Source organism: Paenibacillus sp. OV219 (genome assembly GCF_900110075.1).
Lineage (GTDB): Bacteria > Bacillota > Bacilli > Paenibacillales > Paenibacillaceae > Paenibacillus_Z.
In genome coordinates this window covers 224,348-247,725 of sequence record NZ_FOCJ01000003.1, presented here as the reverse complement: position 1 = coordinate 247,725, position 23,378 = coordinate 224,348, and the positions used below count along the sequence as shown (strand labels likewise).

The 23,378-nt window shown below is 54.9% G+C and carries 22 protein-coding genes; 11 read left to right on the top strand and 11 right to left on the bottom strand.

Features of this window, described 5'->3' with window-relative positions; translation table 11 throughout:
• Positions 1–21: 21 nt before the first annotated feature.
• Positions 22–543, bottom strand: a complete 522-nt coding sequence (locus BMY11_RS10790; RefSeq protein ID WP_090575075.1) for a hypothetical protein — start codon at positions 541–543, stop codon at positions 22–24.
• Between the two features lie 129 nt (positions 544–672).
• Between BMY11_RS10790 and BMY11_RS10785 the strand changes: the two genes are divergently transcribed.
• Both BMY11_RS10785 and BMY11_RS10780 read left to right on the top strand, forming a co-directional pair.
• Positions 673–1,206, top strand: a complete 534-nt coding sequence (locus BMY11_RS10785; RefSeq protein WP_090575072.1) for a Gmad2 immunoglobulin-like domain-containing protein — start codon at positions 673–675, stop codon at positions 1,204–1,206.
• Positions 1,207–1,294: 88 nt separating this feature from the next.
• Positions 1,295–2,797, top strand: coding sequence for a stalk domain-containing protein (locus BMY11_RS10780; RefSeq protein ID WP_090575069.1), 1,503 nt, complete (start codon positions 1,295–1,297; stop codon positions 2,795–2,797).
• Positions 2,798–2,857: 60 nt separating this feature from the next.
• On the opposite strand, the gene BMY11_RS10775 is transcribed toward BMY11_RS10780, so the two are convergent.
• The 4 genes from BMY11_RS10775 to BMY11_RS10760 all read right to left on the bottom strand — a co-directional run bounded on the left by BMY11_RS10775 (position 2,858) and on the right by BMY11_RS10760 (position 7,179).
• Positions 2,858–3,253 carry a VOC family protein gene (locus tag BMY11_RS10775; protein ID WP_090575066.1) on the bottom strand — a complete coding sequence of 132 codons (396 nt, stop codon included), beginning with the start codon at positions 3,251–3,253 and terminating at the stop codon, positions 2,858–2,860.
• 109 nt (positions 3,254–3,362) lie between these two features.
• Positions 3,363–3,887: a GNAT family N-acetyltransferase gene (locus BMY11_RS10770; RefSeq protein ID WP_090575063.1), complete on the bottom strand. Its 525-nt coding sequence runs from the start codon at positions 3,885–3,887 to the stop codon at positions 3,363–3,365.
• Positions 3,888–3,986: 99 nt separating this feature from the next.
• A complete protein-coding gene (locus tag BMY11_RS10765; protein WP_256217406.1) occupies positions 3,987–5,900 on the bottom strand; it encodes a DEAD/DEAH box helicase in 1,914 nt (637 codons plus the stop codon).
• A gap of 133 nt (positions 5,901–6,033) precedes the next feature.
• The gene (locus tag BMY11_RS10760) at positions 6,034–7,179 is read right to left on the bottom strand and encodes a nitric oxide synthase oxygenase (protein ID WP_090575056.1); all 1,146 of its coding nucleotides are present in this window, start codon (positions 7,177–7,179) and stop codon (positions 6,034–6,036) included.
• Between the two features lie 175 nt (positions 7,180–7,354).
• Between BMY11_RS10760 and BMY11_RS10755 the strand changes: the two genes are divergently transcribed.
• Positions 7,355–8,389: an NADH:flavin oxidoreductase/NADH oxidase gene (locus tag BMY11_RS10755; protein ID WP_090575053.1), complete on the top strand. Its 1,035-nt coding sequence runs from the start codon at positions 7,355–7,357 to the stop codon at positions 8,387–8,389.
• A 213-nt stretch (positions 8,390–8,602) separates the two neighbouring features.
• A complete protein-coding gene (locus BMY11_RS10750) occupies positions 8,603–8,941 on the top strand; it encodes a cupin domain-containing protein (RefSeq protein WP_090575050.1) in 339 nt (112 codons plus the stop codon).
• Between the two features lie 949 nt (positions 8,942–9,890).
• On the opposite strand, the gene BMY11_RS10745 is transcribed toward BMY11_RS10750, so the two are convergent.
• Both BMY11_RS10745 and BMY11_RS10740 read right to left on the bottom strand, forming a co-directional pair.
• A complete protein-coding gene (locus BMY11_RS10745) occupies positions 9,891–11,885 on the bottom strand; it encodes an elongation factor G (RefSeq protein ID WP_090575047.1) in 1,995 nt (664 codons plus the stop codon).
• Between the two features lie 24 nt (positions 11,886–11,909).
• A complete protein-coding gene (locus BMY11_RS10740; RefSeq protein WP_256217405.1) occupies positions 11,910–12,461 on the bottom strand; it encodes a metallophosphoesterase family protein in 552 nt (183 codons plus the stop codon).
• A 202-nt stretch (positions 12,462–12,663) separates the two neighbouring features.
• Here BMY11_RS10740 and BMY11_RS10735 point away from each other — a divergent pair, with 202 nt between their 5' ends.
• The 5 genes from BMY11_RS10735 (at position 12,664) to BMY11_RS10715 (ending at position 17,216) form a co-directional block, all read left to right on the top strand.
• Positions 12,664–13,125, top strand: a complete 462-nt coding sequence (locus BMY11_RS10735) for a GNAT family N-acetyltransferase (protein ID WP_177182592.1) — start codon at positions 12,664–12,666, stop codon at positions 13,123–13,125.
• Positions 13,126–13,219: 94 nt separating this feature from the next.
• Complete coding sequence (locus BMY11_RS10730; RefSeq protein ID WP_090575042.1) at positions 13,220–14,818, top strand: plastocyanin/azurin family copper-binding protein; 1,599 nt, start codon at positions 13,220–13,222, stop codon at positions 14,816–14,818.
• Positions 14,819–14,855: 37 nt separating this feature from the next.
• Positions 14,856–15,767 (top strand): plastocyanin/azurin family copper-binding protein, encoded by a 912-nt coding sequence (locus BMY11_RS10725; protein WP_090575039.1) that lies wholly within the window; start codon positions 14,856–14,858, stop codon positions 15,765–15,767.
• A gap of 97 nt (positions 15,768–15,864) precedes the next feature.
• The gene (locus BMY11_RS10720; RefSeq protein ID WP_090575036.1) at positions 15,865–16,437 is read left to right on the top strand and encodes an RNA polymerase sigma factor; all 573 of its coding nucleotides are present in this window, start codon (positions 15,865–15,867) and stop codon (positions 16,435–16,437) included.
• The gene (locus BMY11_RS10715; RefSeq protein WP_090575033.1) at positions 16,437–17,216 is read left to right on the top strand and encodes an anti-sigma factor; all 780 of its coding nucleotides are present in this window, start codon (positions 16,437–16,439) and stop codon (positions 17,214–17,216) included. The genes BMY11_RS10720 and BMY11_RS10715 overlap by 1 nt, the downstream gene beginning before the upstream one ends.
• 110 nt (positions 17,217–17,326) lie before the next feature.
• On the opposite strand, the gene BMY11_RS10710 is transcribed toward BMY11_RS10715, so the two are convergent.
• From BMY11_RS10710 to BMY11_RS10700, 4 genes are all read right to left on the bottom strand, one after another.
• Positions 17,327–19,207, bottom strand: a complete 1,881-nt coding sequence (locus BMY11_RS10710) for a glycoside hydrolase family 127 protein (RefSeq protein WP_218150178.1) — start codon at positions 19,205–19,207, stop codon at positions 17,327–17,329.
• Positions 19,158–19,466 (bottom strand): hypothetical protein, encoded by a 309-nt coding sequence (locus BMY11_RS28850; RefSeq protein ID WP_177182581.1) that lies wholly within the window; start codon positions 19,464–19,466, stop codon positions 19,158–19,160. Before BMY11_RS28850 ends, BMY11_RS10710 begins: the two co-directional genes overlap by 50 nt.
• 38 nt (positions 19,467–19,504) lie before the next feature.
• Positions 19,505–21,838: an ATP-dependent DNA helicase gene (locus tag BMY11_RS10705; RefSeq protein ID WP_090575029.1), complete on the bottom strand. Its 2,334-nt coding sequence runs from the start codon at positions 21,836–21,838 to the stop codon at positions 19,505–19,507.
• Between the two features lie 82 nt (positions 21,839–21,920).
• On the bottom strand, positions 21,921–22,301 hold the full coding sequence (locus BMY11_RS10700) for a phage holin family protein (RefSeq protein ID WP_256217404.1): 381 nt from the start codon (positions 22,299–22,301) through the stop codon (positions 21,921–21,923).
• A gap of 195 nt (positions 22,302–22,496) precedes the next feature.
• On the opposite strand from BMY11_RS10700, the gene BMY11_RS10695 reads away from it, so the two are divergent.
• Positions 22,497–22,913 carry a helix-turn-helix domain-containing protein gene (locus BMY11_RS10695; RefSeq protein WP_256217418.1) on the top strand — a complete coding sequence of 139 codons (417 nt, stop codon included), beginning with the start codon at positions 22,497–22,499 and terminating at the stop codon, positions 22,911–22,913.
• Positions 22,914–22,927: 14 nt separating this feature from the next.
• Positions 22,928–23,347: an ImmA/IrrE family metallo-endopeptidase gene (locus tag BMY11_RS10690; RefSeq protein WP_256217403.1), complete on the top strand. Its 420-nt coding sequence runs from the start codon at positions 22,928–22,930 to the stop codon at positions 23,345–23,347.
• The last annotated feature ends 31 nt before the right edge of the window (positions 23,348–23,378 follow it).

Here is a 23,378-nt window from a genome sequence, read left to right as displayed (position 1 = left end):
AAAGGCGAAATCTGTTAAAAGCTAGCGGAACAAGCCAACAATCCACCTTATAAAATCTCCGACAATCGGAACGAGCCCGAAGCCGTGTTCTCCGATGGCGACAATGCCGTATACACGTTCACCGATAGCTACCACCCCAGCAACATGCTCTCCAAGGGCAACAGCACCAAGCGCATATTCGCCGATTCCTACCGCGCCGACAGCAGACTGTCCTATGGCTACCGCACCGACGGCCAGATCGCCAATGGCTACTGCACCTGCTGCCAGTCCATTGCCAATCGCAACCGCACCGAGCGCAAGCATGCCGCCAATCGCAACGGCTCCGAACGAAAGCACACCGAGCGAGACACCGCCTGCCGCCACAACTCCAATCGCGATATCGCCGAGCGCAATAAGTCCAAGTGCGACTTTGGGCTTACCGGTTCCTGCGCTTGTCCGAATGCTGATGATAGGAAGCTTGGAAGTAGGCCACTGATAGTCGATCTCTTCGTTTCCTCTACCGATATAACGATTAAATCGGAGCAGTCGTTTCCACTCAAACATGGGTAACACCTCCCGCGATAATCCTTGATTCAAGGCGCTTTCCCAAGCGTATACTAATTTCAGAAGGGCAACAACTGCTTCTGCAAGGATTTAGATGATTTTTAAAAGCTGAAAAAGCAGGTGATTGGAATGAGAAAAAGATTGCCGATCATTATCTCCCTCATTATGCTGCTGCTCGCCGCAGCAGGATGTGCAGGGAACAATCACAATGCCGTAAACGAGCCCGGCAAGAAGCCATATCCTGCACCGGAGCCTGCGAAACCAGCCATAGTTGCCAGTAATGATGCATTCCGTGTCTACGGTCCTGCGGAGGGCAGCGAAGTGGGCAAGTCGTTCACCGTCAAAGGGCAGGCAAGAGTCTTTGAAGCAGCATTCCGATTTTCATTCGAAGACGGTCACAACGTGCTTGCAGAAGGCCAAGTTATTGCGGACATAGGTGCGCCGGAATGGGGCAATTTCGAGTTTATAGTGACGCTGGACGAAGCGCCGACTAGCCCGGTCGGTACGTTAACCATCTATGAGCTGAGCGCCAAGGACGGCTCGGCGGTTCATGCGCTGCATCTCTCGTACAATTTTGAAAAAGAGCTGCTTAACACAGCTGCGCTGGACGTGCCGGATGAGCCGACTATTGTTTCAAGCAACGATACGCCTTCTGGAGACTGAAGAGATATAGATCATCTACGATGCAACCTTCTCGCAAGTGGAACAGTCTATACTGTTACAAGAACTCTTCGAGGAGGAGATACCCTTCATGATTCAAGCAAGATTACTGAAGCTAGGCCTTGCTGCACTGCTTCTGGGGGCTGGGAGCGGCGCTCTTACCGTGCCCGCGGCGATGGCTGCACCAGCCGTTGATATCACATCAGCTGTTACTTTTCAAAAGGAGGATATTTCGGAGGTTCATATGAGCCATTCCGACATGGTTTATATTCCGCTGTTCGACTCGCGAATGGAAGATCAGCCTACCCTCGAGAAGATCGCGGAAATCATGAGCCGCCTGATGAGCAAGGCTGAGGTAGATACGGAAACGGCATCGATGGACAGCATGCTGCTCTTTTTTATGACCAAGGTCAACGTCACGCTAGCGGACGACAGCATCTTCGGAATGATGATTGGCGGCGCGGACAAGCTCTATTTCAGCTATGCCGGCGACAATTACATGGCGAAGGATGCCGCAGCAGTGAAAGAGTTGAGCAGTCTGCTAATCGCACCAGACCAAACTACTTATAGCACGTCGAAGCCGCAGATTGGGAAGCCGGTTCATATGAAAGGCAACGACGCTGCAAGCGAGACTGGCATGATCCGTATCTTTATCAATGAGAACGGGAGCTTCGGCGGTCTTACGTCAGCAAGCGGCGTGTACTACCCATCCCGCCAAGCGCTGCTCATCTATGAAGCACCGATTACACAAGGGCGTTATGATTTCACCTTTACGATGCCTGCCTACGGCAAGGCGCTTGACGGTTCCCTCAAGCCACTAATCCTTGGAAAAAGATGGATCTACTACGATACCGGCAGTCTAGCCAGCATGAAGGAAATGACCGTTACAGCACCGGCCAAGCCGCTGTTCTCCATTAATGGAGTACCGGTAAGCAGCCCTTCGCTGCAACCCGTCGTCCAGAACGGCGTCATGCTTCTGCCAATGCGGGCGCTCGCGGATGCGCTCAGCTGGCCGGTCACATGGGACGCCGCGCACAAAGCTGCACTGCTCGGCGCTGTGCAGCCGGATAACGGCCTACTAGCAGCTGGCGGACGCTCCCTCTCCGTCTGGGTGAACGGCAAGCAGCTCACAGGCACTAGCTCTAAGCCAGAGCTGCTTCACGGCGCAGTGTATTTGCCGCTGCGTGCAACGGCGACGGCCTTCGGCAGCACGGTCGATTGGGCGCAGGCTGTACGCGGTGCCAACTTGACGGTGAAGCCGCAGCTGCTTGTGCCGGAGAAGTACGCCATTGATTCGCGGAAGCTTGCAGCCGCTAAGCTCATTAATGCCTATGTGACGGCGATGAATAACCGCGATGTGAACGCACTTCATTCGCTGTTCGCAAAGGGCCGGGAGCTTCAGGCGCCATTCGATTGGATCGGGCAGCAGATGATTATAGGTGTGAAGGATATCAAATTCATGGAGCGGCCATCCGGGGCGCTACTTGCCGATGTGACATTTACGTACTTGTTTGAGAAGTATGGACCAGTCGGATCCCGAGGGATTGTATTCGTGCAAGAGAATGGGGTTTGGAAGATCTCGGACGTCGACTAAATAAGAAGAGCCGCTCACGCGAAGGCTTAATTGCCTTTATCGTGAACGGCTCTTCTACTGTTAAATACCAGCTTGCGTAGCAATTTGCCAGCGTACGCCATAACGGTCCATCACCCGCCCGAACATAGTTCCCCAGAACATGCGCTCGAGTGGCATCATGATACTACCGCCTTCCGCCAGCTTGTAGAACACGGCTTCGGCTTCTTCATCCGTTTCAAACTCCAACGTCAGATCAAGCCCATTGCCACGCTCAACTGGTCCTGCATCAGCCATATAGAACAACAACCCGGCTGCTTGAAGCACAAGATGCATCACGCCATCGTTCTCTTCCCTCGAGGCGTCGGGCATCTCGCTGTACGTTTGGATACTGAGAATCTCGCCTCCAAACGCCTCCGCATAGAAGTTCGCCTGCTCCCTTGCGTTATCGGAATAAATGTATGGACGAAGCTTCGTCATCTATAATGCCCTCCTTATGAAAAGTTACCAAGTAATAATAGCTCCAGTGTATCAAAATGGGGAGCAGCGATAAAGTTCAGAGGCTTGTCAGGAAGCCGAGTTCGTTTAATCAGCTGCCGCTGCGTGTGATCCAGAAGCGCTTCACGACGTTGCCGTGCGCTTCGGTGAAGCTCGACTCGTATTGGCCCCCGCAGCCTAGAATGGTGCGTTCCGAGCCGATGTTGCCCTCGTCGCAGCAGACGAGTACTTCTCGAATGCCAAGCGCGTCGGTCTTTTGCAGCGCTTGTGCAAGAATCTGGGAGGCGTAGCCTTTGCGCCGCTCGGACGGAATGACGCCGTAGCCGATGTGACCGCCGCTCTCAAGCAGCTTCTGGTTCAACCTGTGGCGGATGTTGACTGCTCCAACCACCTTGCACGCTTCGTCGAGGAGCCAATAGGTCGAACCTGGTACCCAGCCCTCCTGCACCTTCTCCTCTAGATATGCCTCGTTCAAGTCGCGCACATAGGCGTCAAAATCGCTCGGATCTACACTGACCACCCACGGCACAATGTCTTCTCCGCTCGCGATCCATTCCTGATAAAAGATCATATACGCTTCCTGCAATTCCGTCGATGGTGTCACTAATTTGGCCATACCGTTTCCACCTTCCATCCCATGCTGTAAATATATATAAAAAAACAAGGCACCGATTACGTTCATCCTGTGCCTTGCCTTGAAGTTCAATATTACCCGTTAGCGCGACCGACCGCGCTGCGGACGACCGCCAGCGCTCGGCTTGCCGCCACCGGAGCGACCACCGCCTGAGCGGCCACCGCCCGAAGGACGACCACCGCCGCCGCTGCGACTCCGATCGCCGCCGCTTCCTGATGTTCGGCCACCGCCACCGCCGCCACCGCCGCGATTGCGCTCGCCACTGCCTGGGAACTGCGGCGCTGCGCTTGCGCGCCCACCGCTACGCGACGCGGAAGCACCGCTTGCTCCGCGGCCCCGCGCGCCTTCGCTGCGGCCACGGTCCGCTTCGCGAGCACCGCTGGCGCCTTCGCCGCGACTACGGCCCGCTTCGCGAGGAGCACCACCGGCGCCTTCCTCGCGTGCCGGCGTGCTGTAGCGCCCGCGGCCTCCGCGCTGTGCGTCACCGCCGCCACTGCGCGACGATCCCGCCGCCGCTGCGCCACGACCACGAGGCGCTTCTGATCTTGTCCCAGCGCCCCATTGCGGCGACACTGTGTCGCGCGCCGCGCCGCGGCCTTCGCCGCGCTTCGCTGCTGCCGAATAGGCTCCGCCTGCTCCTGCGCGCTTCTCACCACCGGCTTCGCCTCGGCCTCTGCCTGCTCCTGCACCGGCTTCACCACGGCCACGGCCCGCTCCCGCTTCGCCACGGCCACCACGACCGGCTCCGCCTGAGCGACCGCCCGACCAGCCACCACCAGCGCCAGCGCCTCTACGACCCTCGCCACGGCGAGCGCCTTCACTACCCTCGCGCTTGTCCGACTGCTTGCGCGCTTCGCGAACGACTGTTACGCCGCCGCGGCTGTTCTCACGCGGAATCGTCTGATGGATGCCTCTCTCAATGGCAGCCAGCTCCAGACGATCATGCGGAGACACAAGCGTAATTGCAATTCCGTCTTCGCCAGCACGGCCTGTACGACCGATCCGGTGAATGTAGCCCTCGGCATTCTCCGGAATGTCATAGTTGAAGACATGCGTCACGCCTTCGACATCGAGACCGCGCGCCGCTACGTCTGTTGCGACAAGCAATTGCAGCTTCGCATCGCGGAACCGCCTCATGACTTGCTCGCGCTTCGCTTGCGACAGGTCACCATGCAGCTCGTCGCTGCTAAAACCATTTTCCTGCAGGTAATCGTTCAGCGCACTCGCGCGCTTCTTCGTACGGCAGAAGATAACGCCTAAATACGGGTTGTGCTCTCCGAGCAACCGCTTCAGATGCTCTTCCTTGCCCTTTGCGCTCACTTCCACCGCCAGCTGGCGAATCGCCTTCAACGTCACCTGCTGCGTACGAACCGTAATATCCTTCGGCTCAATCATGAACCGCGCTGCGAGCGAACGCACGCCAGCCGGCATCGTCGCCGAGAACAGCATCGTTTGCTTACGGTAAGCCATCTGCTGCATAATTTCCTCAACCTCAGTCAGGAAGCCCATGTGCAGCATTTGATCAGCCTCGTCAAGCACGAGCATTTTGACCGCACCAAGCGAAATCGTCCCTCTGCGAATATGGTCCAGCAGACGCCCCGGCGTTGCCACAACGATATGAACCGCACGCTTCAGTTTGCGCAGCTGCGACTCCACATCTTGTCCACCATAAACCGCAAGCACGCTGAATTCTTCCTGCGTTGCAATTCGCTTCTTCAGTTCAGTCGTAATTTGCAGCGCCAGCTCGCGCGTCGGAGTCAGAATCAACCCTTGGAGCTGATCGCGATCCGCTCTGATTTTCTCCAGCATCGGAAGCAGGAACGCGAGCGTCTTGCCCGTTCCCGTCTGCGCCTGACAGATAACGTCACTGCCCTGCAAAATGACCGGTATCGCACCTTCCTGGATCGGCGTCGCCTCCTGAATTCCTTCAGTACGCAGCGATTGCACCCGTTCCTTGCCAATACCTAATTCTTCAAAACCTGCCAATACATCCACCTCTTTTATGTTTACAAGCCTACCCGTTCAAAATGAAACGAAGCCGTCTCCCGAAGCACGGCGGCGGCTGCATGTTCATCTCTGTAAAAATCCGGTACTCCTATCGTACCACATTCGGGAGCCGATCATGTAATTATTGCTGCTCCGAATAAGGCGTTTTCTGATAAAAATAGTTCGGTTTCTGCTCTATATCCTCATATCTCGTATGAAAAACAGCCGTCGTCGCCGGAGACAGCGGCGGAATAAGCCATGACCACTGCCCGGTTGGAATGCGGCCTCGCTGCCGCTCCTTCTCCGCAAATAAGCTGAATTGCTTGCTGGCTGTATGGTGATCGACGATCGTGACCCCTTGTTCCTTATAAGAATGCAGTACAGCTACATTCAGCTCCACCAGCGCCCGGTCACGCCACAGCGTTGATTCCCGGCTCGTATCAAGCCCCATCAGCGCCCCTACCTTTGGCAGCATGTTGTAGCGGAAAGGGTCAGCCAGGTTGCGCGCGCCAATCTCCGTTCCCATGTACCACCCATTAAATGGAGCAGCCGTATAGTGCAGACCGCCGATCTCAAGCCGCATATTGCTGACAAAAGGAACGCCGTACCACCTCAGCCCCAGCTCTTCAAAAGCAGTCAGATCAGGGTGCGTCAAGGGCACTTCGAGGATGAGCTCTACGGGAATCTCGAACCACTCTGGCGGTTCTTGTCCCATCTGAACGATGAGCGGCAGCACGTCAAAAGCCGTCCCCGCCCCGCGCCAACCCAACTGCTCACACACTCGAGTCAGCTCGAGAGAGATCGGATCGCCGAGCACCGTGCCGTCCTCCTGCTCGTAGCCCGCATAGCGAACCAGCTGTTCGTTCCACAGCCGGATGCGTGGCTCGTCCATGTTGACCGTTGGGGCAAAAATCGTAATACTTGGTAATATTTTACCGCCGTTCGTGGCATATTCCATATGGTTGAACACGCCTTTGGCCACATCAGCCGCGGTTCGTGCGCCTCGAGCGTCCTGCACAATGAGCGAGTCCCAGAACAGTCGTCCGATGCAGCGGTTGCTGTTACGCCAAGCAAGCTTCGCGCCGTAGGCAAGCTCTTCCGGCGTATGCGTATAGCTGCCAGTCGCCTCGATCTCGCTTGCGATCTGGCTCAGCCTTGTTGCAATTGCCGACTCTGCGATGGAGAGCTCGCAACCGTACTGTTTCAGGTACGCTTCGGCCTCTTGGAGCAGCTGATTGTTGTGGCCCGTCTTTGCGGCGGTGTGATTTTGCAAATGCGTGTTCATCATGATGAAATAGCCCCTGCCTATTCGTAATTGTTGTTGTTATTATATCGGATTTGATGGGCAATTGCTGTGACGGGCTTGTGTGGATTTGTATTTTACTTTAAAAATGTAAGTGAGTCGTTTATACTTTTCATTGTGTAGAAAGAAGAGCCAAACGCTCAAGGAGGAATGAAGTGAGATGAATCGTTTATCGACCCCTTTTGCATCGAAGGGCCTGCATTTGAAGAACCGGATCGTAATGGCGCCGATGTGCCAGTACTCCGTTGAAGCAAATGACGGCACACCAAACGAATGGCATTATGTACACTACGTTTCCCGCGCCATTGGCGGTGCAGGACTTATTCTTATGGAGATGGCTGACGTCGAACCAGACGGTCGTATAACAGACCAATGTCTTGGCCTATGGTCGGATGAGCAAGTTCCGGCTTACCGCCGGATTATTGATGCAGTGCATCGGCACGGCGCGAAGATCGGTATCCAAATTGCCCACGCCGGACGAAAAGCCGAGGATGCTCTAGAGCCTGTTGCGCCATCGGCGATTGCATTCAACGAGTCCTATCGTACGCCGCGTGCGCTACGGATTGATGAGATCGAAGGGCTTGTCGTGAAGTTCAAGGAAGCTGCACGCCGCGCTGTTGAAGCTGGTGTCGATACAATTGAACTGCACGGTGCGCATGGGTATTTGATCCATCAGTTCCACTCACCGGTTGTGAATAAACGCGAGGATGAGTACGGCCTTGATCGCGCCAAGTTCGGCTGCGAAGTGATTGCCGCTGTGAAAAGCGTCATGCCGGCAGATATGCCGCTCATTATTCGCATATCTGCGGCAGAGTTTTCCGACGGGGGCTATACCGTCGAAGAAGGCATTGAGATATTCCGGCGGTACCTGGACGCAGGCGTGGATATTTTTCACGCATCAAGCGGCGGCGAGGCGCCGGTTGGATCAGTTAAGCCGGCGGTCTATCCCGGCTATCAAGTGCCTCTGGCCCGCGCGGTGAAAGACGCGCTCGGCGTGCCTGTCATCGCCGTCGGCCTGCTCGACGAGCCGAAGCTGGCGGACGCGACGATCGCGCATGGCAACGCCGACCTCGTAGCGGTCGCGCGCGGCATGCTGCGCGACCCGTACTGGGCGTTGCATGCGCTGCAGGCGACCGCCGCGAAGAGCAGCGCTGCCGCCGAGTGGATCCCGCGCCAGTACCAGCGCGGGTATTGATGCGGGTTCAGTCAGCCGGGAAGGCGTAGAAGGTAGAGCGCGAACGTGGAGACAGAATGATTAAAGCGAGCGAGCACTATGTGTGGGACGAGGTGTGTAGTGGCTGGATTGCGGCTGTGAGTGAAGTGGCAGGCGTATGAAGGTGAGCAACCACTGTGCAGATATATGAGGCGGCTCGATCGCAGATGTATGTGAGGTTGAGGTGGCAAGGGCATGAAAGTAAGCAAACACAGCGCGGAACACTACGTGTGGGGCGAGGTCTGTGACGGCTGGCATCTCGTGAAGGGTGACCAGTTGAGCGTCATCTACGAGCGCATGCCTGCGGGCACGAGTGAGATACGTCACTATCATGAGCAGGCGCAGCAGTTCTTCTTTGTACTGTCGGGCGCTCTCGCCATTGAGGTGGGCGGCGATGTTGTCGCACTTGAGCCGCAGGAAGGCGTAGAGGTACCACCTCTTACGCCGCACCAAGTGCGCAACGTCTCCGGCGAAGCGGCCGAGTTCCTTGTCGTTTCATCGCCAACAACACGCGGCGACCGGCATAACGCGTAAATAAAAAGCTTAGAGTCGATGACTCTAAGCTTTTTTGCGCATTACGTGGGCGGCCGCCCGGGTGGGTAACACTCGTAGCATTTGAATGCTTCGGGAGCCTCGGCGGTCTAAGCGCAGACTTGTGTCTCGGACCAAACACCGTCTACCTTCGTAGATTGGAATTCTCGCTCACGGACCGAGCTTGCACGCTAAACTAACTAGCTTCCTTGACTGAGAGTCGGAGTTCACGACTCTCACGACCGAAATCGCCTGCTGCGCTACTCGATAGTCAGATTTCGTTTCTCTCCGCTGCGTGTGCTCTCACGCTTGATTCCGCGCAGAGTGTAGGGGATTTCCAGTCTGAGAACACGTATACGAGTTATCAGCCCGAAATCGGCAACTTGGCGGAGCTGAGAGAGCATAATACGTACTCTCAGCATGAAAATCGGCCGATTGTAGCTCCGAGAGTGCAATTTCAGCACTCTCAGATAAGGATCCAACCGAAATCGGCAACTTGGCGGAGCTGAGAGAGCATAATACGTACTCTCAGCATGAAAATCGGCCGATTGTAGCTCTGAGAGTGCAATTTCAGCACTCTCAGATAAGGATCCAACCGAAATCGGCAACTTGGCGGAGCTGAGAGAGCATAATACGTACTCTCAGCATGAAAATCGGCCGATTGTAGCTCCGAGAGTGCAATTTCAGCACTCTCAGATAAGGATCCAACCGAAATCGGCAATTTGGCGGAGCTGTGAGTAGAGAGCGGCCGATTGAATCGACACTCTCTATTGGTTCTCTCAGTTGGCAGCCAACCGGCCTCCGCCGCCTCTCGCTACCTCTGAGAGAGGCTATTCCCACTCTCCGCGCCGAAACGGCGCCATACCACTCTGCCATACCATTCGGCGCAGTACCGCGCGCCACCAGCGCGCTTCTTCCCCTTACCCTTACCCTTGCCCTTGCCTTGCCCCAGCTACCCGCTCAACGCGTTCCGCATCGCGAGGATATACTTCGCCTCGTCGAGCGGATTCACGCCGCGGCGTTGGCGCACCACATCTACGTCCGGCGGGCATTCGCGGTAGCCGGCGAAGAAGGTCGTGAGCGTGCCGCGACCCTTTGTCATCGCGCCAAGCCGCGCGGGGAAATCGAGCGTCGTCGCCACCGGCAGCAGTCCCTCGATTTCCATGCGCTCCTGCCGCAACGTCGGCGCATCGAACTCGCCGCGCATGACGACGAGCTCGTTCATGATCTTGCCGCCGTACTCCTCCGGCACCGACAAACGGAAGCGCAGCATCGGTTCGAGCAGCTTTGTACCTACACTAGCTAATCCGTTCATAATACCCATCGGCGTCGCGATGACAAAATCCAGCGGATGGGTATGCCATACATGATGCTCCCCTTCCACCAGCGTCACGCTGAGGTCGGTGACCTCCCAGGCGCGCAGCCCCTGCTGCAATGCTTCCGGAACTCGGCGCGCCACCTCGTTCTGGTAGCTCTCGAGCAGACGCTCGCCGCGCACGACCGACTTATACACGAGTCCGCTACCACGCTCGCCTGGCTCAATAACAAACCGCAATATCGCCCAGCATGGCTTAGGCATCAGATAAGCCACGTACCCTTCACCCGCCGACGCTGGCGTCTCTTTATAAATGACGGACGGAGCGCCGAAGCTCACCGACAGCTTAAACCGGCTCAACAGAATGGACGTCAACACCTCCATCTGAATCGGCCCCATTACCTTCAGATGCAGCTCCCGCTCATCCTGCAGCCACTGCAAATCCAGCAGCGGATCCTCGTCCGCCAGCTCCTGAAAAGCGTTCACGACCGCCGGATACTCCGCGGCATTCGGCCAATGCACCTGCACCGTAAGCAGCGGCACAGCTAGCCGCATCTCACCGGGGACACCCTCGGGACTGCCGATAATATCGCCAATCCGCGCGCGGCTCCACCCGTAGACGGCGGCGATGTCGCCCGCCTTCAGCACGCCGATGTCCTCGGTCTTTTGCCCATTCACACGACGAATTTGCGTCACTTTATCTTGAACATCATGGCTATAGTTTAGCACCACATCACGGTTGCGCAGCACACCATCGTAAAGTCGGACGTAAGCGATTTTGCCCATGACAGGATCGCGTTCCATCTTAAAGATTACGCCCGACACCGCGCCATCCTCTGACCCAGCCGGCCCTGGCAAATACGCCACTATCGCATCTAGCACCGCTTCGACGCCTATGCTCCTGCCCGACGCCCCGAACAACACCGGAAACAGTGCGCAACGATGCGCCCCGTCAACAAGCGCAGCCTCAAGCTGCTCCCTGCTGATCGACTGCCCGTCCAAATAGGCTTCAAGCACCGCCTCATCCTGCTCCGCCACCGATTCTAGCAGCTTTCGGCGATACGCCTCTGCCCACTCAGCCTGCGCAGCCGCCGTCTCGTCCACCACAGAGACCGCCCCACTGAAGCTCGCCTCCGCTCCATCAGGCGCCATAATCGGTACCGCCTGCGGCGAGAAAAGCCGATGGATTTGCCCAAGCACAGCTAAGGGGTCAGCGCCGATCCGATCCATTTTGTTCACGTAGATCAGTGTCGGAATCTTCAAGTCGCGAAGCGCTTGCCAAATAATCTCCGTCTGCGCCTGCACGCCTTCCACCGCCGAGATGATCAGCACCGCGCCGTCCATTACGCGCAGCGACCGCTCTACTTCTGATAGAAAGTCGACATGACCCGGCGTATCGACCAGATTAATCGGCGTCTCCTTCCAAGTTAGCCGCGTTACCGCTGCCCGCACTGAAATGCCCCGCTCCCGCTCGACATCCAGCCAGTCTGTCTGCGTCGTTCCTGTATCCACGCTGCCAAGCGACCGAATGTGGCCGCTAAGATAGAGCATCTGCTCCGTTGTCGTCGTCTTCCCCGCATCAACATGGGCAAAGATGCCGACATTGCGCAAGTTGTGCTGCTGCGCGCTCATCGTAAGCCATTCCCCTTTTTACATTCAATTCTTATTATCGTAGAAAATATGCTCCGCCGACTTCACCTTACCGCTCTCAATCGTCAGAATCCCAAAGGAATACTGCGCCTGCCTTCTCTTATCCGTCGGCGATCCCGGATTAAACATGAGTACCCCGTCTCGCTCTCGTTTCACTGGTATATGCGAGTGACCGAACACGACCACATCCACTTGACCCTTCTCAAAAGCCCGATACGCATTCAGCTCCGTATCCGATCGAACGCCAGTCCCTTTATGACCGTGAACGATTCCGATTCTCACTCCTTCAATCTCCAGCAGCTTACGCCAGCCCAGCCTCGCGACAATCTCACTGCCGTCGTTGTTGCCTGCTACGCCTTCCGTCTGCGCGTATTGCTCCAGCATTTCCAGCACCGACAGCGCCATCCAATCCCCCGCGTGCAAGATGGCGTTCGCACTCTTCAACTCTTCAATTAGCCGCTCCGGCAGCTTCTTCGCCATACGGGTCATATGGGTATCCGATACAACGACCACTTTCATTGTCGTCCTCAGCTCCTTCTCGTAACGTCTTTCTCTCATTATTGAGCAAATGCCTCCGCTATTCAATCATTATCCTTTTCTTTACACAAACCTAACACAAAGTAATTACAAATAACGAATAAGCCTATTTTTCGCTGGACAACCAATAAAAACCTATCAATATAGCTTGTATTTGTGTTAGATTATATTACATAGTCATCATGTTTTTTCAGAGATTGTCTCGGAAAAGGAGCGATGCCCCTTGATCCACATTAGACGCTATTCCCCCACTGACCACGACGACATTTGGCAGCTTCATCTGCTTGTCATATCCGCAGCAGGTGTGGAGCCGACGCACCATCATTACCATGATATTTTTCATATTGATGAACAGTATCTCAGCAGCGGCGGCGACTTCGTTGTCGGTACGAATGCCGATGGAATTGTTGTGGCGATGGGCGGGCTGAAGAAGCTGGATGAGGAGACGGCGGAGATCAAGCGGCTGCGCGTCCATCCCGAATACCAACAGAACGGCTACGGTCAACGTATGCTGACGAAGCTTGAAGAGCGGGCGAAGGAGCTCGGCTTCCGCAACATCTATCTCGACGCCCTCACGAACCAGCTCGGGGCAAAGAAGCTCTTCCTCAATAATGGCTACGCACACCGCGGCGCCAGTGTCATTGACGGCTTCTGGATTAACGTGTACGAGAAATCGTTGATTTAATTTTTTTAAAAATAAATCCAATCCAGCTCAAACCGATTTGGGCTCTCCATCGTTACCTCCTAATGACAGCCACTATTAGAGGAGGAATTAACGAATGAAGAGAACAAGGTTTGGGCTCTTTTTGCTAGCTTTCACTTTATGCTTATCTTTACTGCTACCTGTACTTAGCGCTTCCGCAGAGGAAGAAACGAACGTTGCTGCAACCGACGCCGAAGCAGCCGCGAAGCTCGGCCTGCTGCTTGGAGACGGCAATGGCGTAACGGGCGACTACTTAGGCAAAATGTCCACGCGACTCCAGGCCGCCATTATCTCTTTGCGACTTCAAGGCAAGCTGCAGGATGCACTTGCTTTCACAGGTACGGATAGCTTCAGTGACTCCGCACTCGTGGGCAACGCGAACAAACCGGTGCTCGCATACTTGAAAGCGCATGCAGAGCTAGGCTGGAACGGTACCGGCAGCGGCAAGTTTGACCCGCTTGAGATGATTAGCGCACAGCAGTTCTATAAAGTGCTGCTCGAGGTGCTTGGATACAAATCCGGTACGGACTACAAGTACGCGGATACGCTCGCCTTTGCAGCAGGCAAAGGATTGAAGCAAATCGCTGGCGTGTCCATGCTGACGAACGACGCTATTGCGACAGCTCTTATCGAGTCGCTAAATGCGAAGACTCCGGCTGGTACGACGTTGTTTGCAAAGCTGCAAGCGGGCGGCGTCATTGCGGCATCCGCTGAGCAGCCTGGAGGTACGCGCATCGGACTGGGTACGAATGCGAAGCTCGGTACGTATTTGACCGACAGCGCAGGCCGCACGCTCTACTATTTCACAAAGGACGCAGCGAATCTCGAGTCGTGCCAGGGTCAATGCTTGACCGCATGGCCGATCTTCTACGCCGACAAGCTGCAAATCCCGTCCTCGTTGAACCCAGATGACTTCGGCGTGTATAAGCGTGCTGACGGTAAAGAGCAGACGACGTATAAAGGCTGGCCTCTGTACTATTTTGTAAAAGATATGGCTGCTGGTGACGTGAACGGCGAAGGCGCCAGTGGCGTCTGGTTCGTGGCTAAATCTGATTATGCCGCTATGGTAGGCACATCCACTCTACTCGGCAACTATCTGACGGATGAGAACGGTCGCACACTGTACTATTTTGACAAGGATACTCCGAATAAAAGCGTTTGCGAAGGCACTTGCCTCGTGAACTGGCCTGCTTATCTGGCGGACGGCGGCAGCACGCCGACTGGTGTTGCGAGCTCCGACTTCGGTACGATTACACGCGCTGATGGCAGTAAGCAAACGACTTACAAAGGCTATCCGCTGTACTACTTTATTAAAGACGCTGCGCACGGCGATTCGAACGGGCAAGCTGTGAACAATGTTTGGTTCGTGGTCGATCCGGCGAAATTCACAGGCACAACGGCAGGCACAGCAGCACCTGCGGTTAAAACATACCACGTCGACATTAAAGAATATTCCTTCGGCACAGGTCCGCTTACGGTTGAAGCAGGATCTCAGATCATCTTCACGAATTACGATGATATGAAGCACAATGCCGTTGCAGTGGATGGCAGCTTCGAATCACCTCTTCTGGCAAAAGGCGAGTCGTACACGATTACGCTGACTAAGCCAGGTACTTATGATTACTTCTGCGAGCCGCACAAAAAGTTTATGACCGGCCAAATTATTGTGAAATGAGTGAATGCCGATGACCTGGAACGCAATGAACAGGAGAATGATTACTCGTAGAAAAGGTTACTTCCTCCTCTGCCTGCTGCTCGTTGTCGTGCTAAGTCTGAGTGCATGCGGAAAGAAAAACTCGGCGGCGGAGCAGAATCTTCAGGATCATAGCAATATGGCGATGAATGATTCGGCGGCGACGAATACGACGGATACGACGACAGCGGATAATACGTCTGGAGGGGATTCGACCGTCGCAGCTGACGACGGTTCATCCGCTGCGGTTGATGACGGGACGACAGCGGGTGGCTCGGATTCGAAGGATGGCGGAACGACTGCTGCTGTCGGTGGCTCGGATGATTCGAAGAATAGCGGGACAACAGATGCAGGCGGCAGCTCGGATGATTCGAAGAATAGTGGAGCCGCTGGTGATGTGAGCGGGGCCGACTCGAAGAGCGATGCAGCCGACGATCATGGCGGCAGCACCAAAGGCGAAGCTGGCGATGATCACGGCGGCGGCGCCAAGGGCGAAGCTGGCGACGATCACGGCGGCGGCGCCAAGGGCGAAGCTGGCGATGATCACGGCGGCAAAGCACCGGCGAAGGATGCGACGAAGCCTGTGACGAAGCCGCAGACATCGAAGCCTGCTGATAAACCGGCGACGAAGCCGGACACGAAGCCTGCGACCGGTAGCACAGATACGAAGCCGCAGAGCAAGCAGTATGTCGTGGAAATTAAAGATTTTGCTTTCACGCCGGACACGTTAACGATTCATCCGGGCGATACGGTCAAGTTCATTAACCGGGACGACGTGAAGCATACGGCGACGGCTGACGATGGCAGCTTCGACACAGACTTGCTCGGCAAAGATGAAGGCAAAGTCATTACCTTCGATAAAGAAGGCGTATTCTCTTATTACTGCACGCCGCATCCTGGCATGCAGGCGACGATCACCGTTGCCAAATAATATTCGCAGGGTAACCATCCGATCAGGACGGTTACCCTGTATGTATGATTTTGGTATACTAGCTTGTAATTGATGTCTGACCGGGAGGCCAGCTCACATGAACAATCTTGGCGATTATGAATTGATGCTGCTCATCAAATGCAACCAGCAGAAGGCGCTATCTACCCTTTACGATCGCTACGCGGCGCTCGTCTATTCCTTTGCGTTCAAGGCGCTCAAGGACGAACCAGCTGCAAGGGATATCGTGCAGTCCGTCTTCATCCGGCTGTGGACGACCGAGTCAGACTACAACCCAGAGAAGGGCCGGTTCACGAGCTGGCTTCTTACCGTCACACGTAATATAACGACGGACTGGCTGCGCAAGCAGCGGCGGCAAAACGCTCCTCTCCTATCTTTTGCACCCGAGGAGCTCGACCGCATCCCTGATTCGAGCGCACCATCACCGGAGGATCGCGCGGAACGGGAGTCGTTCAAGGATCAGATTCGTAGCGCCTATCAGCATTTGTCCTCGCAGCAGATCATGCTTCTCGAGCATTTCTATTGGCAAGGTTACAGCTTAAGTGAGCTAGCAGCCGCTTATAACCAGCCGCTTGGCACCGTAAAGAACCGACTGCATCAGACGTTAAAAATATTGCGCAGACATATGCCGGCAGAAGAGGAGGGAATGTGATGGAGAAGAGAGAACAGCAGCTGCCGCCAGCATGCGAGCTTTGCCTCGAATATGTATCGGATGCCTGCAACGCAGAGGAGAAAGCAGCCTTCGAACTTCATCTCCCTCACTGCGAAGCCTGCCAGCAGGAGCTTCAGGAATTGCGCACGGTATGGGAGGCGCTTCCCACGGATATTCACCAAATCGAACCACCACCTGATTTGAAGCAGCAGGTCATGGACGCCGCTCTTGCCGCTCAGCCGGCAGACAACGGCCGATCCTTGCGCCATTCGGCTGCAAGAAGAAGACGCTCCCTATCCCGGAAGCTGACTCCCGCACTGCTGACTGCAGCCGTAGCTGGCCTTGTGCTCATGGGTGCTTGGAACTGGCAGCTGCGCAGCGAGCAGCTGCGAGCACCACTTCCCGTTGAGCAGGCGCTGAACGTATCAGCCGCTCAAATTAAGGAGCTCGTCCCGCTCCAAGCCGCAGGCAAGCTCGCCGGTAAATCATCCGGCGTCGCTTGTATCGTCGACAACGGGCAGAGCAGGCAGTTCGTCGTTTATTTGTTCGGTGCCGGAACGACAACCGGCAGCGAAGCTTATCAGGTCTGGCTCGTGAAGGACGGCGTTCGCAAGAGCGCGGGTACGTTCCGTGTCGGTCCATCCGACCGAGGCGTCGGGTTGCTCGCGATGCCAATGGAGTCAGCAAAACTGGATTTTGACAGCATCGGCATTACGATTGAGCCCGACGATAAAGGCGATCAGCCGCGCGGGACGAAGGTGTACGGCTCCTCCGTGTGACACGCACCTGCCGCATCGATCGCGGAATAAACGAGCTCACTATACAACAAAGAAGCCATAGCTGGTCGCATTGCTGCTGACCCGCTATGGCTTCTCCTACTCATAAACAACTAAAACCGATACAAAGTATGAGCCTGCTTCTCTTTCATCCAAACTTGCATAAATCCTGGCTCACGATTGTCCCACGCATAGTAAGGAACGAGCGTCACCTGACTGCCGTTTCCCGCTTTGCCTGTCAGAACGACAACACCGCCGAGCAGATCTGCCCGATGCTCTGTCGCAAACGGAGTGGCTGCTGAAACTTCGAACTGATCGTACGCCAACGCCTCGTTGTCGATGCCCTCCGCGCAGTACACGACCGGGCCGCGCCCAAACGCAACACGTCCAGCGTTGCTGACGACTTCCTCTCGAGAACGTACAGCCTCGACAGCCATATCTAAGCTGAGCGCAATGGTGTCACCTGCATTCCACGCTCTGCTCAGCGTCACATAACCCTGACCAATCAACAGATCGGCGCCTCGAACCGCACTGCCATTGACGGAAACGCTATAGCCTCGGCACCAGCCCGGAATTCGCAGCTTAATCTCAAACTTATTACCGTGAGCAGTGCCGCCGCTGCCATCCTCCTCAGCGACCGTGACCGCCCCAACCGTCAGCTCGATTTGTCCACTCCACGGATAGGAGGTCTTCTGCTCCAGCGTAACAGCGATGCCCGCAGCCCCCGCTTCACACGAAGCAGTGCCGCTCACATACTGGTTCACGACAAGCCCATCGTCCGTGCGACTATACACATACCCGCCAATCGAAGGGAGGAACCGAACGAGGTTCGTCGGACAGCACGAGCAGTCAAACCAAGGCACACGGTGATGATTGCCTTCGGAAGCGAGTGGATTGACGTAGAAGAATCGGTCGCCAGATAGTGAAATGCCAGCAAGTGCGCCGTTAAACATCTCACGCTCGATAATGTCCGCATACTTCGCATCACCGGTTAGCAAATTCATCCGATGATTCCATAGCACCATCGCAATCGCAGCACACGTTTCGCAATAGGCACTGTCATTTGGCAGGTCGAAGTCATGCGTAAACCCTTCATTATGTCTCGATGGTCCAATTCCGCCCGTTATGTACATATTCCGTTCGACCGTATGCTCCCATACTCTATGCAGCGCATCCATATAGGTCGTATCGCCAGACACATGTACGACATCGGCCATAGCTGTGTACAAGTACATGGCGCGGACAGCGTGTCCTTTCACTTCCTTAATGTCCCGAACGGGCACGTCGTCCTGACAATAGGCTGGTCCCCACTCTTTATTATCCCAAATCGCGCCGACGCCGTGTCCATGTCCCCGCTCTTCAAGCAGCCATAGCGCCAGCTTCCAATAGCGCTCCTCGCCCGTTACCCGAAACAGCTTCACAAGCGCGAGCTCGATCTCCTCATGTCCTTCTACCCAGTGGCGTTTGCCCGGGCCGAACACTGAATCGTAATGATCGGCAAGGCTGCTAGCCACGTTAAGGAGCACTCTTTTGCCCGTCGCTTCGTAATACGCAACCGCCGCTTCAATGAGATGACCGCCATTGTACATTTCGTGCTTCTCCATGTCCGTCCACTTCTCATCCGGCTTGACGAGTGTATAGTACGTGCACAGATAGCCGTCTTCCTCCTGCGCGGCAGCAATCAGGTCGATAATACGGTCAATCTCCGCCTCCAGCACCGCATCCCGGTTCGTCATCAAGCTGTAAGCAGCGCCTTCGAGCACCTTATATACATCGGAATCGTTAAAATAAATGCCTTCGAATTCGCCCTCCACAAGTCCAGCCGCTTTGACAAAATTGCTAATCCGCCCCGTTTCTTCGCTCTTCGTCAGGCAGAGCGGCAGTGTCACCTGTGTAAGCAGATCGAGCCTTGGCCGCCAGAAGCTGTCTTCAATCCTCACCTGATTAAACGGAATGCCCTGCCATTTCTGCTGCTTCGTTCCTTGCATTTGCATCACGACCACCTTTCTCCCTCCGCACGAATCTAATCCACATGCAACAATCATTCTTCGATGAAATAACGCTGTGTCCATGGCAATAAACATGGTTTGCAACTGCAAAAAAAGGCCCCGCCCCATCAAACAACTCTCTGCTGCAGCAGATTTCATCTGTTTGTCGGGAAAGAGCCTTAATGCTTGCTGCCAATAATGAGATTAAAGGCATTTTAGCACAGTAATGCATCGTTGCGGAAGCGGTTTCAATAAAATGGTTCATAGGAGATCCTCTAGGCTGCAAGTATCGTGCTAGGACTTTTATGACCGCAGAACACGATACTCCAGCCACTCCTGCGGCAGCAGCCGATTATATTGGGGCTGCAGGTAGCGATCGTCAATCAACAGCAAGCAGCCTCGGTCGTCCTCTGACCGAATGAGACGGCCGCCCGCCTGCAGCACTTTGTTCATGCCAGGGAACAGAAACGTATATTCGAAGCCGTTTCGCCCAGTCTCATCGAAATACGCCTTCATAATATCGCGCTCCAAGCCGACCTGCGGCAGTCCGACACCGACGACGGCTACGCCGATCAGACGGTCCCCCACGAGGTCGATTCCCTCCGAGAAAATCCCGCCCATGACGGCGAACCCAATTAGCGTTTCTTGCGTATCCGCCTGAAAAGCAGCCAAAAACTGCTCCCGCTCCTCCTCTGACATCCGCGTCGCTTGCACGATTGCTCTCATGCGCCCGGCTTCTATTTCACCCTGATTGGCTATTAGGAACCGCTCCACCGCATCATTCATATACGCGTACGAAGGGAAAAACACGAGATAATTGCCCTGCCGCTGCCCCGCCATCCGTCCGATCTGCTCCACAACCCGATCAATCGTCCGCTCCCGATCGTGATAACGCGTCGACAACGGACTGATGCTCACCTCAAGCTGTTCCGCTGAGAACGGGGACGGCACCACAACCGAATAATCCGTTTCGATGCTGCCGCCGAGCATGTCCATGTAATAATGGAGCGGCGTCAGTGTCGCCGAGAAGAACACCATGGACCTGTATCCCTTGCTCATCGTGCGCAGCAGATGTGACGGATCCAAGCAGAACAGCTTCATATGCACTTCGCTCCGCTCGCATTCTGTGTACGTGACATACCGCTCATCGTACAGCTTGGCGATACGAACGAAGCTCTGACAGCGAAAATACAGCTCCAGCAGCTGCGGATTCGCCTCCCCGCTGTTAGCACTGAGCAGCTCCCGCTCCGCCTCCGTTATGAACTGCTCAACGAGACCGACCAGTGCCTCCGGCAGCTCTCTGGTCACCTCTTGCTGTTTCTCTCCGATGGACTTACGCAGCGAGATGAAGTACTCGTTCACAGCTTTGGCCGCTGTGTAAACGGCAGGTGCAGTAAGGCTTGGCCCGCCTTTATAGGCTCGCCGCATCTCAAGGAAATCCGCTTTATCGAGCGTGCTCGAGTACATCTCTCTCGCCCGATCTACGAGATTATGCGCTTCATCGATGAGTACGGCGGTGCGCCGCTTCTGCTCCTCAAACATACGCTTCAAGTTGACGCGCGGGTCGAACACGTAGTTGTAGTCGCATATCATGGCGTCGGCCCCGTAAGCCGCATCGAGCGCAAATTCGAACGGGCATACCGTATGCTTGCGTGCATACGTCTCGATCACTTCGCGCGTAATACGCGTTTCGTTCGTGCGAAGGTCGAGCATCGCCTCGTTAATCCGGTCATAGTAGCCGTCTGCGTAAGGGCAGTGCTCCTTGGAGCAGCGAACCTCCTCCTGGAAGCAGATTTTCTCCTTGGCGGTCAGTGTGACGACCTGCAAGTGCAGCCCTCTCGCCTCCAGCAGTGCAAAAGCTTCCTCAGCCGACGTTCGTGTAATCGTCTTCGCTGTCAAATAAACAACACGCTGCAACACACCTTCCCCGATCGCTTTGACCGCAGGGAAGATCGTCGAGATCGTCTTACCGATGCCTGTTGGCGCCTTAGCGAACAGCTTATGCTTGCTCGCAATTGACTGGTAGACCGCTCCCGCCAGCTTGCGCTGTCCCTCCCGATAAGCCGGAAAAGGAAACGCCAGCTCCTTGATGCTGCGGTCGCGTTTCTCCTGATGCTCCGCCTGCTGCGCCGCTCGCGCGTAGTAGCAGCCGATCATTTCGTGGACGAACTGCTCCAGCTGGGGCGCAGTGAACGTCTGCTGGAATCGCCGTTCCTCCTCGGAAGCTACCTGCACATACGTCAGCTGCACCGTTATTTCTTGGAGTTCGCGCTCCTGCGTAATGACATAGGCGTAGCACTTTGCTTGTGCCCAGTGGACAGGATAAGTGTGCTCGGGGAGTTCCGGCAGCTTGCCGGAGGTGGATTTGATCTCGTCGACGGTGAGGAGACTGCCTTCATTAGCAGCGAGCAGCCCATCGCAGCGCCCGTCAATGACAAAGAGGAGACCGTCTCGCTCGATCTCCACACTTACGTACACTTCCTTCTCATCCTGCTCGCCATATTGCTTCTGAATGCGCTGATGCGCCTTCGTCCCTTCCGTCATGGAGGTAGCCGTATGAAACCCCGACTCAATATCCCCACTTAAATACGCATACTCCACGAGCGATCGCACCGACAGCTGCACTTTTTTTGGCATTTTATCTCCTAATTGTATAAGGCCGAAATTCGAACATTTGTTCTTTTATTGTAACATAAGCTTGTCCTGCGGCAAGCATCAATTACAGCCTTGTCTTACGGCTACGCTTCTCATTCTTATGTTCGCTAAGCTGCTCTAGAAAATCCTTCATCACCCTAGGGAGCGGAATCCCATTCGCACCCAGATGCTCGATGAGAGACAGCCCTTCACGCCCGCAGTAGAAATAAATGGCTGCCGTACGAAAAATCGGCACACCGTGCTCGTTCCACCCATCCAACATCGACGCAAGCCCAACAATGAACAGAATGAGAGTTTTGCGGACAATACTCCAGCCGATCACATCGGCATTGACCGTTCCGTATCTAATTGCACGCAAGAAACCCGTAATATACTCCGCAATAATAAGCACAAGAAGCACTTGCAGTGCTTTATCCCACCCTCCAAGAGCCACAAAAAACAGCATCTTCATTTCCCTCCTTTGCCTAATTATAATCTAAACAATCAGAGTCCAATTTTCTTGGATATAAAAATATTAGTCCCATATTATTGGAATGTCAATCAGATAATATGAGATACTTGATTAAACATTGCTTTATTCCTAGAGTATAGTACAATATACTTGAACTTACATACGAACAGGTGGTCGGTAGATGTGTTAATGGATCGTTTAAAGCAGCGGCGCAAAGCGATGAATTATACACAAGAGCAATTAGCAGAGCTTGTAAATGCGAAGAAGACGACGATTTCCAACTATGAGACTGGCTACAGCACTCCCAACAATGAGATGCTGCGCGATCTAGCAGATGTGCTGCATACTACGATCGACTATTTGCTTGGACGGTCTGAGAATCCAGCTGCGCTTGATACCGCAGGCGGCAGTACTGCTGCGATACCTGATTTTGCATCTCGTAAGGACGTCAAGGATTTCAAAATCTTTTTGAATCAGCAAGAGGTTATGTTTGATGGTGTACCGTTGACTGCGGAGGAGAAGGCAAGAGTGCTTGGTTTTATGGAGGGCATGTTCTGGGAAGCCAAGAAAATGAATAAGCGGAGCAAGCCGAACTTGGAAGGCTAATTTGGGGGAGTAGAATGAGCATTGAACAGACTGTCTGCAAGCTTGTTCGTAAGCACGGCACCGCCGACCCTTTCAAGCTGGCAGCTCATTTGAAAGTAAACGTTCAGTTCCTTGACCTGCCGGACAACTGCCGGGGCTACTACCTTCGCACACTGCGGCGGCGGTTTATTGCGATAAACCAGAATCTCTCCGACGTATGGCAGCGGGTTGTCTGTGCGCATGAGCTCGGACATGACCAGCTGCATCGAGGAATTAGCCGCTTCTTCCTGGACGAGCGTTCCTTCTTCGTTGCAGGCCGATATGAGACAGAAGCGAATGAATTTGCGGTTCAGCTACTGCTTCACAATGAACAACCCGATGAAGGCGAGTCGATCGACACGTACTTTATGAGGAATAACATACCAACCGAGCTGACCCGTTATTATGAGCAATAAAAAAACTGCCCTTAACATAAGTTAAGGGCAG

What these genes read in the sequence shown, in the direction of transcription:
- BMY11_RS10790 (WP_090575075.1), bottom strand. Translation starts at nt 543, where the DNA reads ATGTTTGAGTGGAAACGACTGCTCCGATTTAATCGTTATATCGGTAGA.
- BMY11_RS10785 (WP_090575072.1), top strand. Translation starts at nt 673, where the DNA reads ATGAGAAAAAGATTGCCGATCATTATCTCCCTCATTATGCTGCTGCTC.
- BMY11_RS10780 (WP_090575069.1), top strand. Translation starts at nt 1,295, where the DNA reads ATGATTCAAGCAAGATTACTGAAGCTAGGCCTTGCTGCACTGCTTCTG.
- BMY11_RS10775 (WP_090575066.1), bottom strand. Translation starts at nt 3,253, where the DNA reads ATGACGAAGCTTCGTCCATACATTTATTCCGATAACGCAAGGGAGCAG.
- BMY11_RS10770 (WP_090575063.1), bottom strand. Translation starts at nt 3,887, where the DNA reads ATGGCCAAATTAGTGACACCATCGACGGAATTGCAGGAAGCGTATATG.
- BMY11_RS10760 (WP_090575056.1), bottom strand. Translation starts at nt 7,179, where the DNA reads ATGATGAACACGCATTTGCAAAATCACACCGCCGCAAAGACGGGCCAC.
- BMY11_RS10755 (WP_090575053.1), top strand. Translation starts at nt 7,355, where the DNA reads ATGAATCGTTTATCGACCCCTTTTGCATCGAAGGGCCTGCATTTGAAG.
- BMY11_RS10750 (WP_090575050.1), top strand. Translation starts at nt 8,603, where the DNA reads ATGAAAGTAAGCAAACACAGCGCGGAACACTACGTGTGGGGCGAGGTC.
- BMY11_RS10745 (WP_090575047.1), bottom strand. Translation starts at nt 11,885, where the DNA reads ATGAGCGCGCAGCAGCACAACTTGCGCAATGTCGGCATCTTTGCCCAT.
- BMY11_RS10740 (WP_256217405.1), bottom strand. Translation starts at nt 12,461, where the DNA reads ATGAGAGAAAGACGTTACGAGAAGGAGCTGAGGACGACAATGAAAGTG.
- BMY11_RS10730 (WP_090575042.1), top strand. Translation starts at nt 13,220, where the DNA reads ATGAAGAGAACAAGGTTTGGGCTCTTTTTGCTAGCTTTCACTTTATGC.
- BMY11_RS10725 (WP_090575039.1), top strand. Translation starts at nt 14,856, where the DNA reads ATGATTACTCGTAGAAAAGGTTACTTCCTCCTCTGCCTGCTGCTCGTT.
- BMY11_RS10720 (WP_090575036.1), top strand. Translation starts at nt 15,865, where the DNA reads ATGAACAATCTTGGCGATTATGAATTGATGCTGCTCATCAAATGCAAC.
- BMY11_RS10715 (WP_090575033.1), top strand. Translation starts at nt 16,437, where the DNA reads ATGGAGAAGAGAGAACAGCAGCTGCCGCCAGCATGCGAGCTTTGCCTC.
- BMY11_RS10710 (WP_218150178.1), bottom strand. Translation starts at nt 19,207, where the DNA reads ATGCAAATGCAAGGAACGAAGCAGCAGAAATGGCAGGGCATTCCGTTT.
- BMY11_RS28850 (WP_177182581.1), bottom strand. Translation starts at nt 19,466, where the DNA reads ATGAACCATTTTATTGAAACCGCTTCCGCAACGATGCATTACTGTGCT.
- BMY11_RS10705 (WP_090575029.1), bottom strand. Translation starts at nt 21,838, where the DNA reads ATGCCAAAAAAAGTGCAGCTGTCGGTGCGATCGCTCGTGGAGTATGCG.
- BMY11_RS10700 (WP_256217404.1), bottom strand. Translation starts at nt 22,301, where the DNA reads ATGCTGTTTTTTGTGGCTCTTGGAGGGTGGGATAAAGCACTGCAAGTG.
- BMY11_RS10695 (WP_256217418.1), top strand. Translation starts at nt 22,497, where the DNA reads ATGGATCGTTTAAAGCAGCGGCGCAAAGCGATGAATTATACACAAGAG.
- BMY11_RS10690 (WP_256217403.1), top strand. Translation starts at nt 22,928, where the DNA reads ATGAGCATTGAACAGACTGTCTGCAAGCTTGTTCGTAAGCACGGCACC.